This is a genomic window from Streptomyces sp. NPDC059166 (assembly GCF_042755185.1).
In the GTDB taxonomy this organism is placed as follows: Bacteria; Actinomycetota; Actinomycetes; order Streptomycetales; family Streptomycetaceae; genus Streptomyces.
Genome location: NZ_JBHZCI010000009.1, coordinates 79,240 through 97,432, shown reverse-complemented (window position 1 = coordinate 97,432; position 18,193 = coordinate 79,240). Strand labels below are relative to the sequence as shown.

Annotated in this window: 15 protein-coding genes; 5 read left to right on the top strand and 10 right to left on the bottom strand. The window is 71.4% G+C overall.

What is annotated here, in order from left to right:
* Positions 1 to 330: 330 nt before the first annotated feature.
* Positions 331 to 1,356 (bottom strand): ATP-dependent 6-phosphofructokinase, encoded by a 1,026-nt coding sequence (locus ACFXOA_RS09420; RefSeq protein WP_362542142.1) that lies wholly within the window; start codon positions 1,354 to 1,356, stop codon positions 331 to 333.
* Positions 1,357 to 1,585: 229 nt separating this feature from the next.
* Here ACFXOA_RS09420 and pta point away from each other — a divergent pair, with 229 nt between their 5' ends.
* From pta to pyk, 3 genes are all read left to right on the top strand, one after another.
* Entirely contained in the window at positions 1,586 to 3,658 is a 2,073-nt protein-coding gene (pta, locus tag ACFXOA_RS09415) for a phosphate acetyltransferase (RefSeq protein WP_385024324.1), read from the top strand.
* 41 nt (positions 3,659 to 3,699) lie between these two features.
* Positions 3,700 to 4,905 (top strand): acetate kinase, encoded by a 1,206-nt coding sequence (locus ACFXOA_RS09410; protein ID WP_385024322.1) that lies wholly within the window; start codon positions 3,700 to 3,702, stop codon positions 4,903 to 4,905.
* Positions 4,906 to 4,979: 74 nt separating this feature from the next.
* Positions 4,980 to 6,407, top strand: coding sequence for a pyruvate kinase (pyk, locus tag ACFXOA_RS09405; RefSeq protein ID WP_385024320.1), 1,428 nt, complete (start codon positions 4,980 to 4,982; stop codon positions 6,405 to 6,407).
* 94 nt (positions 6,408 to 6,501) lie between these two features.
* Here pyk and ACFXOA_RS09400 read toward each other — a convergent pair whose 3' ends face one another.
* From ACFXOA_RS09400 to ACFXOA_RS09385, 4 genes are all read right to left on the bottom strand, one after another.
* The gene (locus tag ACFXOA_RS09400) at positions 6,502 to 7,788 is read right to left on the bottom strand and encodes a hypothetical protein (protein WP_385024473.1); all 1,287 of its coding nucleotides are present in this window, start codon (positions 7,786 to 7,788) and stop codon (positions 6,502 to 6,504) included.
* Complete coding sequence (locus ACFXOA_RS09395; protein WP_385024318.1) at positions 7,778 to 8,320, bottom strand: DUF6114 domain-containing protein; 543 nt, start codon at positions 8,318 to 8,320, stop codon at positions 7,778 to 7,780. Before ACFXOA_RS09395 ends, ACFXOA_RS09400 begins: the two co-directional genes overlap by 11 nt.
* A gap of 92 nt (positions 8,321 to 8,412) precedes the next feature.
* Entirely contained in the window at positions 8,413 to 9,054 is a 642-nt protein-coding gene (locus tag ACFXOA_RS09390) for a DUF6230 family protein (RefSeq protein ID WP_385024317.1), read from the bottom strand.
* 600 nt (positions 9,055 to 9,654) lie between these two features.
* Complete coding sequence (locus tag ACFXOA_RS09385) at positions 9,655 to 10,632, bottom strand: tetratricopeptide repeat protein (protein WP_385024315.1); 978 nt, start codon at positions 10,630 to 10,632, stop codon at positions 9,655 to 9,657.
* 318 nt (positions 10,633 to 10,950) lie between these two features.
* Between ACFXOA_RS09385 and ACFXOA_RS09380 the strand changes: the two genes are divergently transcribed.
* Positions 10,951 to 11,586 carry a TetR/AcrR family transcriptional regulator gene (locus tag ACFXOA_RS09380; RefSeq protein ID WP_385024313.1) on the top strand — a complete coding sequence of 212 codons (636 nt, stop codon included), beginning with the start codon at positions 10,951 to 10,953 and terminating at the stop codon, positions 11,584 to 11,586.
* A gap of 30 nt (positions 11,587 to 11,616) precedes the next feature.
* On the opposite strand, the gene ACFXOA_RS09375 is transcribed toward ACFXOA_RS09380, so the two are convergent.
* From ACFXOA_RS09375 to ACFXOA_RS09360, 4 genes are all read right to left on the bottom strand, one after another.
* A complete protein-coding gene (locus tag ACFXOA_RS09375; RefSeq protein ID WP_385024311.1) occupies positions 11,617 to 13,317 on the bottom strand; it encodes a methylmalonyl-CoA mutase in 1,701 nt (566 codons plus the stop codon).
* A gap of 83 nt (positions 13,318 to 13,400) precedes the next feature.
* Entirely contained in the window at positions 13,401 to 13,733 is a 333-nt protein-coding gene (locus tag ACFXOA_RS09370; RefSeq protein ID WP_385024309.1) for a DUF3817 domain-containing protein, read from the bottom strand.
* A 127-nt stretch (positions 13,734 to 13,860) separates the two neighbouring features.
* On the bottom strand, positions 13,861 to 14,373 hold the full coding sequence (locus ACFXOA_RS09365) for a MarR family winged helix-turn-helix transcriptional regulator (RefSeq protein WP_385024307.1): 513 nt from the start codon (positions 14,371 to 14,373) through the stop codon (positions 13,861 to 13,863).
* A 31-nt stretch (positions 14,374 to 14,404) separates the two neighbouring features.
* Complete coding sequence (locus ACFXOA_RS09360) at positions 14,405 to 15,712, bottom strand: MFS transporter (protein WP_385024305.1); 1,308 nt, start codon at positions 15,710 to 15,712, stop codon at positions 14,405 to 14,407.
* Positions 15,713 to 15,782: 70 nt separating this feature from the next.
* Between ACFXOA_RS09360 and ACFXOA_RS09355 the strand changes: the two genes are divergently transcribed.
* Positions 15,783 to 16,769 carry a DUF5937 family protein gene (locus tag ACFXOA_RS09355; protein WP_385024303.1) on the top strand — a complete coding sequence of 329 codons (987 nt, stop codon included), beginning with the start codon at positions 15,783 to 15,785 and terminating at the stop codon, positions 16,767 to 16,769.
* Between the two features lie 21 nt (positions 16,770 to 16,790).
* On the opposite strand, the gene ACFXOA_RS09350 is transcribed toward ACFXOA_RS09355, so the two are convergent.
* The gene (locus tag ACFXOA_RS09350) at positions 16,791 to 18,191 is read right to left on the bottom strand and encodes a glycosyl transferase (RefSeq protein ID WP_385024302.1); all 1,401 of its coding nucleotides are present in this window, start codon (positions 18,189 to 18,191) and stop codon (positions 16,791 to 16,793) included.
* Positions 18,192 to 18,193: the final 2 nt, after the last annotated feature.

Genomic DNA, 18,193 nt, shown 5'->3' with positions numbered 1-18,193 from the left:
CTTCACGGATCCGCCCGCCGCCGTTCCCCCCGGTCCCGCCGCCCCGAGCGGGCGTCGGCCGTCCAGGACGACACACCCTCGACGGCCGGCAGGAGACGGCCGGCACGACCGGCCAGGGCGGCAGGACCGGGCATGACGAAGACGAACGGGTCCTCGGGCGACGGGCCCCCGCCCGATGGCACGGAAGAGGCCCGCACCGAAGGCGCCGACGCGGCTCGCCCGGGACACGGACGGACTCGAGTCCGACGGAACCGGTGAGCCCGGCGCGGGCCGCCCCCGCCCGACGGAACCGGTGAGCCCGGCGCGGACGGACGGGCCGCTCGACTGCGGTCAGAAGACCGACTCGGCCTCGTACATCCGGTCGCTGGGCACGGTCTTCAGCCGCGTCACCGCGTCCGCGAGGGGGGCCATCACGATCTCGGTCCCGCGCAGGGCGGTCATCCGGCCGAAGTCACCGCGGTGCACGGCCTCCACGGCGTTCCACCCGAAGCGGGTGGCGAGCACCCGGTCGTACGCGGTCGGCGTGCCACCGCGCTGCACGTGCCCGAGGATGACCGGCCGGGCCTCCTTGCCGAGGCGCAGCTCCAGCTCGGCTGCGAGGCGGTTGCCGATTCCCTTGAAGCGCTCGTGACCGAACTGGTCGATCTCGCCCTTGGCGTACGACATGGAGCCCTCGGCGGGGTGCGCGCCCTCGGCGACGCAGATGACCGCGAACTTCTTGCCCCGCGCGAAGCGTTCCTCGACCATCTTGACCAGGTCGTCGACCTGGAAGGGCCGCTCCGGCAGGCAGATCCCGTGGGCGCCGCCGGCCATGCCGGACTCCAGCGCGATCCAGCCCGCGTGACGCCCCATGACCTCGACGACCATGACCCGCTGGTGCGACTCGGCGGTGGTCTTGAGACGGTCTATGGCCTCGGTCGCGACGCCCACCGCCGTGTCGAAGCCGAAGGTCCGGTCGGTCGCGGAGATGTCGTTGTCGATGGTCTTCGGGACGCCGACGACGGGCATCCCGGCGTCCGACAGCATGCGGGCCGCGGTGAGCGTGCCCTCGCCGCCGATCGGGATCAGGGCGTCGATGCCGTACCGGCGGGAGAGTTCCGCGCAGTTCTCGGCCGCCTCGCGGAGACGGTCGCGTTCCAGCCGGGCAGAGCCGAGGATCGTGCCGCCGCGGGCCAGGATGCCGCTGACGGCGTTCAGGTCGAGGGGCCGGAAGTGGCCGTCCAGAAGCCCCTTGAAGCCGTCCTCGAAGCCGATGACCTCATCGCCGTGACCCACCACGGCACGGTGCACGACCGACCGGATCACGGCGTTCAGGCCTGGGCAGTCGCCGCCTGCGGTGAGAATTCCGATGCGCATCCTGCTCTGTCTCCTGCTCGCTTGTGTCCTGCGTTCCGGGAACCCGTCGAGAAACCCCCGTACCGTGAGCCAGGACGATTGTCCCACGCCTGGCCGGGCACCACCGCTTCCGGCTCGTCGGCCGGGCGGCCCGGCGCCGGAGGGGGCCCGGTGCCCGGCGGGCGGTCCACCTGCACGGGTAGGTATCGTCAAAAGGACAATGCCAGCCAAACAGGACGGGAGACCACGCGTGGCGCGCAGTGTGTACGTGACGGGGATCGACCGGGGGGACGGCCGCCAGGTCGTCGACCTGGGAGTCATGGAGCTACTGACGCGTCAGGTGGACCGGGTCGGCGTCTTCCGGCCCCTCGTCCACGACGGCCCCGACCGCCTCTTCGAGCTGCTGCGGGCGCGCTACCGGCTCTCGCAGAGCGCCGAGACCGTCTTCGGCCTCGACTACCACCAGGCTTCCGCGGTCCAGGCGGAGAAGGGCACGGACGAGCTGGTCTCCCTGCTCGTCGAACGGTTCCACCGGGTGGCCCGGGACTACGAGGTCGTCCTGGTCCTCGGCAGCGACTTCGCGGCGACCCAGCTCCCCGACGAACTGGCCCTGAACGCACGCCTGGCCAACGAGTTCGGCGCCTCGGTGATCGCGGTGGTGGGCGGAAAGGACCAGGACGCCGAGTCGGTGCGGGCCGAGACGCGCAACGCGTTCAGGGCGTACGCGGGGCTCGGGTGCGACGTCCTCGGGATGATCGTGAACCGGGTGGCGTCCGAGGACCGCGAGGACATCGCCGAGCGCCTGGCGGCCCAGCTCCCCGTCCCCTGCTCGGTGCTGCCGGACGATCCGGCGCTCTCGGCGCCCACCGTCGCCCAGATCACCAGCGCCCTCGGCGGAACGGTTCTGCTCGGCGACGACTCCGGCCTGGCCCGGGACGCCCTGGACTTCGTGTTCGGCGGGGCCATGCTGCCCAACCTCCTGAAGGCCCTCACCCCCGGGTGCATGGTCGTCACCCCCGGGGACCGCGCGGACCTGGTCGTCGGTTCGCTCGCGGCCCACAGCGCGGGGACCCCGCCCATCGCGGGACTCCTGCTGACCCTGAACGAACGCCCCGGCGAGGAGATCCTCCGGCTGGCCGCGCGGCTGGCTCCGGGCACCCCGGTCGTCGCGGTGAGCGGAGGTTCCTTCCCCACGGCCGCCGAGCTCTTCTCCCTGGAGGGCAAGCTGAACGCCGCCACACCGCGCAAGGCGGAGACCGCGCTCGGCCTCTTCGAACGCCATGTGGACACCGGCGCCCTGCTGGAGCGGATCTCCGTGGCCCGCAGCGGGCGGGTCACGCCGATGATGTTCGAGCACGAACTGCTGGAACAGGCCCGTGCCGACCGGCGCAGGGTCGTCCTCCCCGAGGGGACCGAGGAACGCGTCCTGCGCGCGGCCGACGTGCTGCTGCGCCGCGACGTCTGCGACCTGACCCTCCTCGGGGACCCCGACGTCATCCGCAAGAAGGCCGCCGACCTGGGCATCGACCTCGCGGGCACCCAGATCGTCGACCCGCAGACCTCCGAGCTGCGCCAGGGCTTCGCCGAGCGCTACGCCCAGCTGCGCGCGCACCGCGGGGTGACCGTCGAGCTGGCGTACGACGTCGTCTCCGACGTCAACTACTTCGGCACCCTGATGGTCCAGGAGGGTCTGGCCGACGGCATGGTCTCCGGCTCGGTGCACTCGACGGCGGCGACGATCCGTCCGGCCTTCGAGATCATCAAGACCCGGCCGGACGCCGCGATCGTCTCCTCGGTCTTCTTCATGTGCCTCGCCGACCGGGTCCTGGTCTACGGCGACTGCGCGGTCAACCCGGACCCGGACGCGGAGCAGCTCGCGGACATCGCGGTGCAGTCCGCAGCGACCGCCGCCCGGTTCGGCGTGGAACCCCGGATCGCGATGCTCTCGTACTCGACGGGCACCTCCGGCTCGGGCGCCGATGTCGACAAGGTGCGGGAGGCCACGGAACGGGTACGCGCCTCGCAGCCGGACCTGAGGATCGAGGGCCCGATCCAGTACGACGCCGCGGTCGAACCGTCCGTCGCCGCGACCAAGCTGCCGGCGTCGGAGGTGGCGGGCCGGGCGAGCGTGCTGATCTTCCCCGACCTCAACACCGGCAACAACACCTACAAGGCGGTCCAGCGCTCGGCGGGCGCGGTCGCGGTCGGCCCGGTCCTGCAGGGCCTGCGCAAGCCGGTCAACGACCTGTCGCGCGGCGCGCTGGTCCAGGACATCGTCAACACGGTGGCCATCACCGCGATCCAGGCGCAGGCAGAGGACTGACCGCGATGACCACCCGCCCCACCAGCGAAGGTTCCCGCCCCATGAATGACGCCCACCGCGTGCTCGTGCTCAACTCCGGCTCCTCGTCGGTCAAGTACCAGCTGCTGGACATGCGTGACCGCTCACGGCTGGCCACCGGCCTGGTCGAGCGGATCGGCGAGTCGTCGTCCCGGCTCGTGCACACCCCGCTGACCGGCGGCGGCCCCCGCGAGCGCACCACCCCGATCGCCGACCACGCGCAGGCGCTGGAGGCGGCCGCCGCCGAGCTTGCCGCCGACGGGCTCGGACTGGACTCCCCGGAACTCGCCGCGATCGGGCACCGGGTGGTGCACGGCGGGCTGCGCTTCTCCGAGCCCACGGTGATCACCGACGAGGTGCTGAAGGAGATCGAGCGGCTCGTGCCGGTGGCGCCCCTGCACAACCCGGCGAACATCACCGGGATCCGTACGGCGCGCGCGCTGCGCCCGGACCTGCCCCAGGTCGCCGTGTTCGACACGGCCTTCCACACCACGATGCCGGAGTACGCGGCGCGGTACGCGATCGACGTCGAGACCGCGGACGCGCACCGCATCCGCCGGTACGGCTTCCACGGCACCTCGCACGCCTACGTCTCGCGCAGGACGGCCGGACTGCTGGGCCGGCCGGTGGACGAGGTGAACGTGATCGTGCTGCACCTGGGCAACGGCGCGTCGGCGTCCGCGGTCAGGGGCGGCCGGTGCGTGGAGACCTCCATGGGGCTGACCCCGCTGGAGGGGCTGGTCATGGGCACGCGCTCGGGGGACGTCGACCCCGCCGTCACCTTCCACCTGAAGCGGGTCGCGGGCATGTCGGCGGACGAGATCGACGTGCTGCTGAACAAGCGCAGCGGGCTGGTGGGACTCTGCGGCGACAACGACATGCGGGAGATCCGGCGCCGGGTGGACGAGGGCGACGAGCGGGCCACGCTCGCCTTCGACATCTACATCCACCGGCTGAAGAAGTACATCGGCGCCTATTCGGCCGTCCTCGGCCGGGTGGACGCCGTGGCGTTCACGGCGGGGGTCGGGGAGAACTCGGCTCCCGTACGGGAGGCTGCGCTCGCGGGGCTGGAGGGATTCGGCCTCTCCGTGGACGCGGACCTCAACGCCGTGCGGTCCGGGGAACCGCGGCTGATCTCGCCGGACGGCGCACTCGTCGCCGTGGCCGTGGTACCCACGGACGAGGAGCTGGAGATCGCCGGCCAGACCTTCGACCTGGTCCACAACTGAGCGGACCCGCGCCCTTTTGTATCTTCCACCAGACGGAATATTCCGCAGTGAAACAAACCGATAGGATCCGCCTCATGCGCCGTTCCAAAATCGTCTGCACCCTCGGTCCCGCCGTCGACTCCCATGAGCAGCTCGTCGCTCTGATCGAGGCCGGCATGAGCGTGGCCCGTTTCAACTTCAGTCACGGTACCCACGAGGAGCACCAAGGCCGTTACGACCGCGTCCGCAAGGCCGCCGCCGAGACCGGCCGCGCGGTCGGCGTGCTCGCCGACCTCCAGGGCCCCAAGATCCGCCTCGCGAAGTTCGCCGAGGGTCCCGTCGAGCTGGTCCGCGGGGACGAGTTCGTCATCACCTCGGAGGACGTCCCCGGCGACAAGTCGATCTGCGGCACCACCTACAAGGGGCTGCCCGGCGACGTCGCCAAGGGCGACCCGATCCTGATCAACGACGGCAACGTCGAGCTGAAGGTCGTCTCGGTCGAGGGCCCGCGGGTGACCACCATCGTCATCGAGGGCGGTGTCATCTCCGACCACAAGGGGATCAACCTGCCCGGTGCGGCGGTCAACGTCCCCGCTCTGTCCGAGAAGGACGTCGAGGACCTCAGGTTCGCGCTGCGGATGGGCTGCGACCTGGTCGCCCTGTCCTTCGTGCGGGACGCCGAGGACGTCAAGGACGTGCACAAGGTGATGGACGAGGAGGGCCGCCGGGTCCCCGTCATCGCCAAGGTCGAGAAGCCGCAGGCCGTCGAGCACATGGAGGGCGTCGTCGCCGCCTTCGACGGTGTGATGGTCGCCCGCGGTGACCTCGCCGTGGAGTACCCGCTGGAGCGGGTCCCCATGGTGCAGAAGCGCCTCATCGAGCTGTGCCGCCGCAACGCCAAGCCGGTGATCGTGGCGACCCAGATGATGGAGTCGATGATCACCAACTCGCGGCCAACCCGCGCCGAGGCGTCCGACGTCGCCAACGCGATCCTGGACGGCGCGGACGCGGTCATGCTGTCGGCCGAGTCCTCGGTCGGCGCGTACCCGATCGAGACGGTCAAGACGATGTCGAAGATCGTCGTGGCCGCCGAGGAGGAGCTCCTGTCCAAGGGCCTCCAGCCGCTGGTTCCGGGCAAGAAGCCCCGCACGCAGGGTGGTTCGGTCGCCCGCGCGGCCTGCGAGATCGCGGACTTCCTGGACGGCAAGGCCCTGGTCGCCTTCACCAAGTCCGGTGACACCGCCCGCCGTCTCTCCCGCTACCGCACCGCGCAGCCGATCCTGGCCTTCACCACGGAGGACTCGACCCGCAACCAGCTCGCGCTGAGCTGGGGCGTCGAGTCGTACGTCGTGCCGCACGTGGACAACACCGACGCCATGGTGGATCTGGTCGACGCCGAGCTGCTGAAGCTGAACCGCTACAGCGACGGCGACACGATGGTCATCACCGCCGGCTCGCCCCCCGGCGTCCCCGGCACCACCAACATGGTCCGGGTGCACCACCTGAGCGGCGAGCGCGCCTGACTCGCCTGACGGCGGACACGACGGTGGCCCGCACCCCCCTGGGGGGTGCGGGCCACCGTCGTCGTGCGGCTCCCGGACGGGTCCGGATCACCGGTCAGCTGTTGCCGCCGGTGAAGTAGTTCTGCAGGCCGGGGACCTTGAGCGATCCGCCGAACTGGCCGGCCTGCTTCACCGTCGCGTTGGTGAAGAAGGCGAACGGCACGTTCAGCGGCGGCGGGGACTCCGGGCTGAAGGTGATCGGGATGATGCCGAAGAGGTTGCCCTTCAGGCTCTCCGTGTACATGGTCACCGTGCCGTGGCGGATGGTGGAGGTCGAGCCCTCCTCCGCCTTGACGTGACCGGTGGTGCCGGCCGGACCCTTCGTCAGCTGGTGCAGGTCCTTGATGTCGATGGTGTCGGCGGTGAACTTCAGCACCTTCTTGACGGTGCCGTTGTACGTCCTCACCTCGACGATGCCCTTGTAGTCGAGCCCGGTGAGCGTGAGCTTGGAGGTCTCCAGGGTCCACGGGTCGTCCGGGAGCAGCGGGATGCCCTGCTCCAGGTCGGCCGCGGCGAGCGCCTCGGGGTCGGCGGTCGGGCAGGGGAAGCGCTCCTTGGCGCCGTCCGGGATGTCCTCGTCCTTCACCGGGTCGAGGCCCTTGACGTCGTCGTCGAGCTCCTCGACGTCCTCACCGGCCTTCTCGGCCGCGCCGCGGATGGCGTCGGTGGTCTTCTCGACCGTGTCCTTCGCACCCTCAGCGGCCTTCTCCACCGGCTCGGTGGTGGCGCTGCCGGACGGCTCCTCGCTCGCCGGGGTCTCCTCGGGAGCCGGCTCCGCCGTCGTCTTGTCCGGCCCGTCGAAGAGGTCCTTGAGCGCGTCGCCGAGGCCCAGCGGGTCGAGGGGGTTCTTCGACTTCGCGGGCTCCGGGGTGGCCGCTGTGGCGGCTGTGCCGCTCTCGTCGGACGTCCCCGCGCTCGCGGAGGGCTTCGGCGTGGCGGTCGAGCCGCTCCCGGCACCCTCGGAGCCGTCGCCCTTGGAGCCTTCGTCCTTGCCGGCGTCGTCCTTGCCGGCATCGTCCTTGGAGGCGTCGTCGGACTCCGTGGCGCTCGGGTCCGGCTTCTCCTCCTGGGTCTGCGACTCGGAAGGCTCGTCCGACCGGGTCACGCACGGCCCTGGGGCGAAGGGGATGTCCGAGTTGTCGTCGGCCATCGCCAGCCTGGGCGTGAGTCCCATCCCGACGAAGACGGCCGTGGGCATCGCGGCGAGGGCGAAGGCCTTCTTGCCGGCCGGCATGTGGAGCTTCGTCAGGAGTGACTTCCTCGGGGCCGCGTGGCGCGGCCCTCTTCGCTCGGAGAGGTCCTCCGGCCCGAGTTCGTTCGTCTGCCCGTCGTCACCCCGCACGGTGCCTCCCACCGTCGGCATCCGCCACCTGGAAGAACCCCGGCTTCCGCGGAGCCTCGGACGTCTCGTGGGGCTCCTGGCCCCCGGGGGTACCGCCATCGGCCGTCGCGGCCTGAGGGGTCTCGGCGGCCTTCGCCTCGGCCGGGGCCCAGGAGACGGAGAGGGCTCCACCGAGCAGGGCGAAGAGGAATCCGACGATGAAGCCGCCTATGTTGGCGACGGGTATGGAGATGAGTGCGAGCAGGATCGCTGCGACACCGGCGAACACCCGCACGATGTGGTGGAACCACATCGTGAGACCCAGCGTGATGAGCAGGACCCCGATGATCAGCGACCCCGCACCGGCGGTGGTGGACATCGCGATCGTCATGTTGCCGAGGTGCATGTTGGCGTACGGGAAGTACGCGATGGGTACACCGCCCAGGATGGTGAACAGGCCCGCCCAGAAAGGCCGGTTACCCCGCCAGGTGCGGAATCCCCGCCGCCAGACGGTGAGGTAGTGCTCGTTCTGCCCTGTGGACTCGGGGCTCATGGAAAACAGCTCCCTGGAACCGGTACTGCTGTGAGAAGAGAAGGGGTGGGTGGCCGGAGACCCTCACGGGGCACCGGCCACCCGGGCGAGTGCTAGAAGCACTCCTTGACGCCCTTGTGCAGCTTCAGGCTCAGGTTGCTGAGCTTGAACGTGCCGGCCGTGGTCGCCCAGGCCGTCTGCTCCACGTTGGACAGCGTCGCCGTCTTGGCACGCTGGGCGAAGCCGTTCGGGTTGACGGCCTTCTCCGTACCGGACTGGATGCCGGGCTTGCCGACCGAACCGGCTGCGACGCCGATGTCGATCTGCTCGAAGTACGCGTCCGCGTCGAGCTGTGCGACGTCGAGGTAGAGGTTGGTCGCCTCGACCGGCTTCTTCGGGTCGGTGCCGGCCTTCAGCTGAAGGCTGACGCTGCCGAGACCGAAGGGCAGGTCGGGGGTGACCACCGACTGGCACATGTTGGTGATCGTGGCCTTGCTGAAGCCCGACACGGCCACCGGGTGGGCCGCGTCGCCGCCCTTGAGGTCCTTGCCGACAGCGACACTGCCGTACTGGACGAAGTCCTCACCGACGAGCTTGTCGGTGGAGACCTTGAAGCTCTGGCCGGAGACGCTGAACGACGCGGCGAGCGCGCCCTGCGCCAGGCCGACGCCGACCGCGGCGGTCGCGACGACGCTCGGCACCATGACCAGAGCGAAACGCTTCCATCTCGTACCACCGCGAACCTGAGAACTCATGTAATTCCTCCTTCTCGGACGTACATCTCCGGTACGGGCTTCGTGCCCGCCCTGGGATGGGAGAAGTGCTACGTCCTCGGGAAGGAGAGCGCCCGGACCGGAAGCGCGTACCGCGTCCGAATCACCGGCGATCACCCCCGAGCGACAACCACTGACCGCGCGTCTGCGCGACCGGTTCGGACAGGCCCTGCCCAGGGGCAGGAACCCCCCTGTCCGCGATCGGCGCCACTGCCGCCGACCACTCGGTGGGGACCCAACGGACCCGCCTGTGCCGACTGGCAGCCGGACCGGCGGGTATTGGACCGAGCGTGGCCGATCGTGGTGCATTCGCGGCCGTGACACAAGGGGGGTCGTTACTCACTGGTAACGACCCGATAACCCGGACACGACAAAGCGGCACCGAACGGCCACACAGGGTGGCATCAAAGGGACGTGCGAACGGTCGCATTACTGTCCGAAACGGGACAGACTCCAGGAGGTGATTTACTGGCAGTAACAGCACGTTCTTTTATCAAGTTTTGGTAAAGCGAGGGTGTTCCTTGTCGTTCACCCGCGAAAACGGCCGTGGTGCCACGAGGGCTCCACGGCCGTGTTGTCACATCAGAACAAGACCCTCGCGAGCGCCGTCCGCGCCGCGGTGACCCTGGGGTCCTCGGGGCCGATCACCTCGAAGAGCTCGAGGAGCCGGACCCGCACGGCGTCGCGGTCGTCGCCGAAGTTGCGGCGGACCGTCTCCACGAGCCGCCCGAAGGCATCCTCGACATGACCGCCGACGAGGTCGAGGTCGGCCGCCGCCATCTGCGCGGCCGGTGCGGCCGGGTTCTCGGCTGCCTCCTTGCGGACCTGCTGGGGGTCCATGCCCGCGACGCGGCCGAGCAGTTCGGCCTGCGCGAGGCCCAGCTTCGCCTCGGTGTTCGCCGGGTCGTCGGAGAGGATCCCCTTGTAGGCGCGCACCGCACCGTCGAAGTCGTTGGCGTCCAGCGCCTGCGCGGCCGTCTCCAGCTGTGCGTCGTACGGACCCGGCGGCACCTCGGCGGGGACGCCCTCGGCGGCGTCGCCCCCGGCCTCCGGGTCCACGGTGATCCCGGTGAGGCCGAAGCGCTCCTCGCCGACCTGGATCAGCTGGTCCAGGGTCTGGCGGATCTGGCTCTCGGGGGCCGCGCCCTGGAAGAGCGGGAGGGCCTGACCGGCCACCACGGCGAAGACCGCCGGGATGCCCTGGATGCCGAACTGCTGCATCAGCATCTGGTTGGCGTCGACATCGACCTTGGCCAGCAGGAAGCGGCCGTTGTACTCGACGGCGAGCCGCTCCAGCAGCGGGCCGAGCTGCTTGCAGGGCTCGCACCACTCGGCCCAGAAGTCGATGACGACGGGGACTTCGGTTGAGCGCTGGAGGACGTCGGACTCGAATCCCGCCTCGTCGACGTCGATCACCAGGGAGGCGGGTGACACGGCACCGCCGCCGCCCTGGCGGGCGGACTCCGCGCGGGCCTGCTCGGCCTTCGCCTTCGCGTCGCCGGCCGCCTTCACAGCGGCGAGGTCGACGACACCGCTCATGGACATGTTCCTAGGCTGCATACGTACATCCTCCCCCCTGTGCGCGCCGTTCCGGAAAGCGATCCGTGAACCGCCCCCGTCCCCGGCCACACCGGAGTGCGTGACACGCGGACGGAGAACGGTTCGGGGGTCCTGGGACCCCGCGGTCGGTACCGGGTCCCCACCCGGTGCCTGTGGCTGTCGATCGTTCGTGGCGCGGCGACGGACGGACCGTCGCTCCTTACGCTACGAGCCGTAGCGTAACTGCCCACACCCCCTGCTGGGCAAGAGTGCCCGGTGATCTGTCTCACCCGCTCCCGGGCCGGTCACATCTACTTACCGGCCGGTATGGTCACCCGCATGCTGAGCCGCAGCCCCACCGAACCCTCCCGATCCGGGCGTCCCCGCAGCGCCGAGGCCGACGCCGCGATCCTGGAGGCGACCCGTGCTTCGCTGGTCGACCTCGGCTGGTCGAAGCTGACGATGGGTGACGTGGCGACGCGGGCCGGGGTGGCCAAGACGACGCTCTACCGCCGCTGGGCGGGCAAGAACGAGCTGGTCGTGGACGCGGTGGCGGTGCTCTTCGACGAACTGGAGCTGCCGGACCTCGGGAGTCTGGCGGCCGATGTGGAGGCGGTCGTCCTGCAGTTCGCCGCCCTCCTGGAGCGGCCGGAGACCAAGACGGCCCTGATGGCGGTCGTCGCCGAGTCCACGCGGGACGAGGCCCTGCGGGACCGGATACGGAATTCGATCGTCGCCCGGCAGAAGCGGCTGGTGCTGGAGGGGCGCGAGCGGGCGACGGGACGCGGGGAGCTGCCCGCCGAGCCCGACCCGGCGGCGGCCGCGCGCACCGCGGACCTGATCTTCGACGTGATCGCCGGCGCGGTCGTGCACCGGGCTCTGGTGAGCGCCGAGCCCGTCGACGCCGACTGGGCCCGGCGCTTCACCGAGCTGCTGCTCTCGGGGCTGGGGGCGGCGGCCTCTCCGCGGGGCTGATCCCGGCCCGGGAGGACCGCCACCGCCCCGTCAGAAGCCGGGCGGCTCGGTGTAGACGCCCCACTCGTCGCGCAGCACCCCGCAGATCTCGCCGAGCGTCGCCTCGGCCCGCACGGCGTCCAGCATCGGGGCGATCATGTTCGAGCCGTCGCGCGCGGCGGCCAGCATCGCGTCCAGCGCGTCACGGACCTTCGCCTCCTGGCGGTCCGCCTTGCGCGCGCCGAGCACACGCACCTGCTCGCGCTCCACCTCGTGGCTGACCCGGAGGATCTCCAGGTCCCCCGTGACGGAGCCGTGGTGGACGTTCACCCCGACGACCCGCTTCTCGCCCTTCTCCAGCGACTGCTGGTAGCGGAAGGCGGATTCGGCGGTCTCACCGGTGAACCAGCCGTCCTCGATCCCGCGCAGGATGCCCGAGGTCATCGGCCCGATCGGGTGCTTGCCGTCCGGGTGGGCGCGGGTGCCCTGCTCCTTGATCTGCTCGAAGATCTTCTCCGCGTCGGCCTCGATGCGGTCGGTGAGCTGCTCGACGTACCAGGAACCGCCCAGCGGGTCGGCGACGTTGGCGACGCCGGTCTCCTCCATGAGCACCTGCTGGGTGCGCAGGGCGATCTCGGCGGCCTGCTCGGACGGGAGCGCGAGCGTCTCGTCCAGGGCGTTGGTGTGCAGGGAGTTGGTGCCGCCGAGGACCGCGGAGAGCGCCTCCACCGCGGTGCGTACGACGTTGTTGTACGGCTGCTGGGCGGTCAGCGACACCCCCGCGGTCTGGGTGTGGAAGCGGAGCCACTGCGCCTTGTCGGTCCTCGCGCCGTACGTCTCCTTCATCCAGCGGGCCCAGATCCGGCGGGCGGCGCGGAACTTGGCGATCTCCTCGAAGAAGTCGAGGTGCGCGTCGAAGAAGAAGGAGAGCCCTGGCGCGAAGACGTCGACGTCCAGCCCGCGGGAGAGGCCGAGTTCCACGTAGCCGAAGCCGTCGGCGAGCGTGTACGCCAGCTCCTGCGCGGCCGTGGCCCCGGCCTCGCGGATGTGGTAGCCGGAGACGGAGAGCGGCTTGTAGGCGGGGATCTCCCTGGCGCAGTGCTCCATCAGGTCGCCGATGAGGCGCAGATGGGGTTCGGGCTGGAAGAGCCACTCCTTCTGGGCGATGTACTCCTTGAAGATGTCCGTCTGGAGCGTGCCGTTGAGCACCGACGGGTCGACGCCCTGACGCTCGGCGGCGACCAGGTACATGCAGAAGACCGGGACGGCCGGTCCGCTGATCGTCATCGAGGTGGTGACGTCGCCCAGCGGGATGTCCCCGAACAGGACCTCCATGTCGGCGGCGGAGTCGATGGCGACGCCGCAGTGGCCGACCTCACCCAGTGAGCGGGGGTCGTCGGAGTCCCGGCCCATGAGGGTGGGCATGTCGAAGGCGACGCTCAGGCCGCCCCCGCCGTTGGCCAGGATGGTCTTGTACCGCTCGTTGGTCTGCTCGGCGTTGCCGAAGCCGGCGAACTGGCGGATGGTCCAGGTGCGGCCCCGGTACCCGGTGGCGTGGAGGCCCCGCGTGAAGGGGTACTCACCGGGCCATCCGATCCGTTCGAACCCCTCGTAGGTGTCGCCGGGGCGGGGGCCGTAGACCGGCTCCACGGGATCACCGGAGAGCGTGGTGAAGTCCGCGTCACGCTTGCGGGCCTTGTCGTAACGGGCCTGCCAGCGCCGGCGGCCTTCCTCGATCGCAGATGCGTCCATGGCACAAATTTACTAGGACGTCCTAGTAAATGTCGACGGCAAACCGCCCGGCGCTTCGCGCGGGGCGGTTCGGGTCGTGCGCGTCAGGCCTTGACGGCCTGCGGCGAGCCGTCGGCGATCAGCGGCTCGACCTCGCGGACCACCTTGCGCTCGACGAAGAAGGCAGCCGTCGGGATCGTGCCGGAGATCAGCACCCAGAGCAGCTTGCCGACCGGCCACTTCGCCTTGGACCCCAGGTCGAAGGCGAAGATCAGGTAGATGATGTAGAGGACACCGTGGATCTGCGAGACGACGAGCGTCACGTTCTCACCCGTGCCGAAGCCGTACTTGAAGATCATGCTCACGCAAAGGATCAACAGCATCACGGCGGTGACGTAGGCCATCACCCGGTATCGGGTCAGCACACTGCGTTTCATGCCATCGAGCGTAACCGGACACCCGGGGCGATCTTGCGGCGCCCCGGACCCCGACCGCCTCACCCCGGCGGGCCGGGGCGCAGGGCGCGGGATCGGCCATGCCCCGCCCACCGGTGGACGCGAGGGCCTACCGCTTGTCCTCGAAGTCCTGGGCCGCGACCCGCAGCGGCCGCAGCATGGCGAAGATCTCCGCGCACTCCTCGTCGTCGTACGCGCCGAGCCCGAAGTCCATGGCCATCAGGTCCTGGCTGGCCGCCTCGACGACCTCACGCCCCTTGTCCGTGATCGAGGCCAGCGTGCCGCGTCCGTCGTTGGGGTTGGGGCGCTTGTCCACGAGCCCCGAGCGCACCAGCCGGTCGACGGTGTTCGTCACCGACGTGGGGTGGACCATCAGCCGCTCGCCGATCTTCGACATCGGCAGCTCACCGGCCTGGGAGAAGGTGAGCAGCACGAGGGCCTCGTACCGGGCGAAGGTCAGTCCGTACGGTTTGACCACCGCGTCCACCTCCGCGAGCAGGATCTGCTGCGCACGCATGATCGAGGTGATCGCGCCCATGGAGGGCACCGGCCCCCAGCGCCGGTGCCAGAGTTCCTCGGCGCGGGCGATGGGATCGAAGGGGAGGCTGAGCGGCTTCGGCACGGCACGACCTTACCCACTGGTCACATGGCGCTCAGCCCTGTCTCGCACTTCGGTACCGGACACGCGTTCTACGTACCTCCAGGACGAGCAGGAGCGTGCAGACCGTGCCGATCGCGCCGGACCACGCCACCACCTGGTGCACCGGCAGGAACTCGGCCGCCAGCCCCGCGAGGGCCATGCCGAGCCCCTGGACCGTCATCAGTCCGGCGGTGAGGAGCGTCATGGCACGGCCCCGGAGCTCCTCGGGGACCGCGTCGACGAACCACTGGTCGAGGCCGATGACGTACGCCGCCCCTGCACCCGTGAGCACCAGGGCCCCCACGGACAGGGCCGTACCGGGCCGGAAGCCGTAGAGCACCAGAGGGACCAGGCCGAGCGCCGCGACGGGCAGCACGATCCGGGAGCGGGCGGCCTGGCCCAGGGCCGTGCCCACGTAGAGCTCGGCCCCGATGTGCCCGACGGCCATCGCCCCCATCAGCAGCCCGACACCGGCGGGACCGGCGCCGATCGCGTCGGCGTAGGGCGCCGCCAGGGCCTCCGGGGCGACCACGAAGAAGGCAGGCACCCAGAAGAGCAGCAGGAGTCCGCGCGTGCGCCGGTCCCCGAGGACCGCCCGGGCACCGGCCAGGGACTCCTTCAGGAGGGTGCCGCCGGCGCCTCCCCGTGCGGGCCGGTCCAGTGTGCCGAGACGGAGCAGGGCGGCGGAGCAGAGGAAGGTCAGCACCGTGATGGTGATCGCCGCACGGGGCGACAGCACGGTGAGCAGCGCACCGCCCACGCCGAACCCCACGAGCAGGGCGCTCTGCGAGACGAGGCGCAGCAGGGATCGCCCGAGGACGAAGAGGTCACCCTCGCCGAGGACGTCGGCGAGGGCCGCCGTCCGGGTCCCGGTGAAGACGGGCGCCACCGCGGCCACCACGCAGCGCAGGGCGAGGAGCGCGCCGACCGGGGTGCCCGGCAGCACCATCACCGCCACGCAGGCCGCGCAGATCAGGTCGCAGGTGACCAGGACCCGGCGTGCGGGGTAGCGGTCGGCGACCCCGGCGAACAGCGTGCCGCCGACGACGTACGGAAGGAAGCCCAGCGCGAAGGTGAGCGCCGAGAGCAGCGGGGAGCCGGTGAGGTCGTAGACGAGCACGGTGAGCGCGAGTTCGCTGACGACGACGCCGAGGAGGGAGAGCAGATGCGCGGCGAAGACCGCCCGGAACTCCCGTACGGCGAACACGGCGCGGTAGCCGCCCGGCTCCCCGTCCGTCCCGGGGCCGGGCGGGGAGGCAGGCGGAGCGGGCGGGGCGGCGGGCTCGTCACGGGTCGCACCCGTCGTGGTGTCCTGAGGCATGGAGGCAGCCTGGCGGCCGGCCGGGCCCAGCCGTAGTCTTTCGGCCCACACCGAATCCTGAGTGGGGCCCATGCCGTTCCATCTGCACTTCGACGAGAGCGATCTGCTCCGCGTCCGCTTCGCCCTCTCACCGCTCTGGGAGACGCAGGAGGCGGTACGCACGCTCAACCGCCCGGCCCGGCACGGCTACCACGTGCCCTGGCTCCGGCGGATCGAGGCGGACGCGGCGTCGCTGGACCTCACCCCGCTGTGGATGCTGATGCCCGACGCCGGCTACAACCCGGACTTCATCTGCCCGCCCCCGCTCGGGCCGCTCGCCACCTTCGCCGAGGAGATCGCGGGCGTACGCGCGACGGATCCGGCGACCGCCCGCGCGGACATCGCGCTGGCGCTCGCCGACACCCCCGGCGGGCCGCGGTCCGCCGCCGGACGCCGGATGCTGGCCGACCCGGAGCAGGCCGTCCAGGATCTGGCGGACCTTCTGGAGCGGGCCTGGCACGTGATGGTCGAGCCGCACTGGCCGCGCCTGCGGGCCCTGCTGGAGGCCGACATCGCCTTCCACTCGCGGCGCCTTGCCGAGGTCGGCTTCGAGCGGCTGCTCGGCGACATCAGCCCGCAGCTGCGCTGGGCGGACTCGACGCTGACGGTGGCCGGGACCCGGGGGAACCACAGCCGCGTCCTGGGCGGACAAGGTCTTGTGCTGATGCCGAGCGTGTTCGCGTGGCCGGATGTGATCGGCGGCTACGAGGCACCCTGGCAGCCCGCCGTGATCTACCCGGCGCGCGGCATCGGCGGGCTGTGGACCGAGCCGCGCGACCGGACGCCGGACGCGCTCGCCCGGCTGCTGGGGAGCTCGCGCGCCGACGTCCTGTGCGCCCTGGGCGAGCCGGCCGGGACGAGCACCCTGGCGCACCGGCTGTCGCTGGCCCCGTCCTCGGTGTCGGAGCACCTGTCGGTGCTCCGCGCGGCCGGCCTGCTCACCTCTCGGCGGTACGGCCACCAGGTGCTGTACGAGCGCACCCCGCTGGGCATCGCGCTGGCGGCCCAGGAGACCTGAGCGTGCACCGCACCTGTGGGGTCAGTTCCCCCGGGCCGGGGCGGCGGCCGGCGCCCCTTCCTTCGCACGGGCGGCCGCGCGGGGCCGGTGCCCGGTCCCGCGCCGCGCCCGCTCCCGCAGGAGGACCGTGGCGTTGACGGCCTCCGGCACCAGCGCGGCCGCCACGGGGAGCAGCGCCCAGACGCCTCTCCCCGTGTGGGTGCACGCCACCACGAGGCTCAGGCCGGCGAGCAGGCGGGTGACCGCGGTGACGGGGCGCCGCAGGAGCGTCAGCGTGCAGGCGAGCAGCCTGCCCCAGGACATCCCGAACGCCTCGCCCGCGTAGCTCCGCAGGAGCGCCCCCCACACCTCGCCCGGGCGTCGGCCGCCGGTGGCCGGCCGGGCGGCGGGCGTGTCCTCGGCGGCTCCGGCGACCGCGTCGGGGATCCGGACCGCGTCCTGGAACGCGCCGGTGCCGGGATCGCGCTGCCGGAGCATCTCGAAGCCCGTCGCCAGGTCCCCGGCGGCGGAGTCGCGGAAGCCTCCGGCCCGGCGCAGCGCCTCGGCCCGGAGGGCGGTGGCGGCGCCGTCGAGGAGGGGCGCGCCGTAGCGGTTGCCCGCGCGCTGGAGGAGCGCGTGGAGGTGGCGCCCGCTCCCCGCGGCCCCGGTGAGGGCGCCTCCGCCGCTCCTCCGCGCCTCCGGGCCCACGACGAAGGCCACACCGGCGCGACGGAAGTGCCCGGTCATCCGCTCCAGCAGTTCCGGCAGGGGGACGTACCCGGGGGCGACGGACGCGAGGACGTCGTAGTCGCCCCCGTGCTTGGCGAGCCAGGCGTTGAGGTTCCCGTGCCGGGTCCAGGCTCGGTGCGGGCCCCGCTCCGTGTTCCACTCGGGGACGCCGAGGCGGGTGAAGTGGTGCACCCCGAGTTCCGCGCAGAGCATCCGCGCCTCCGGGTCGTCGCCCTCGTCGAGCAGCCACACGTCCAGAGGTCCAGGGGGCCGCATCCGTACGGCACCTTCCAGGGTGGCCCGCACTCCGGAGAGGGGATCCGCACCGGGCACGTACGTGGCGAGGAAGGCGGTCCGGGTGTCCGGCGCCGGGGCAGCGGGGGCGGGGTCACCGGCCACCGCGACGGCGTGGACGACACCGGCCGCGTACGCGAGCAGGACGAGCTCGGCCAGGCAGGCGGTGAGGAACGACACGGAGTCGGCGACGACCGGCCAGGCGCCCTGCCCGGTCCACCGGGTGGGCCACAGGAGGTGGATCAGCAGCGCTCCGGCGAGGAGCGGGGCCAGGGCCGTGAGGAGCGCGGCTCCTATTCGGTGTGTCTCGCCGTGGGACCGGCCGCGGCGCTCCGTCCGGTGCTCCGCCGTGACCGGCTGCCGCGCGAGCGGTCCCGCGAGACGGCAGCGGCTGTCGTGGTCCTGTACCTCCGACGGCATCA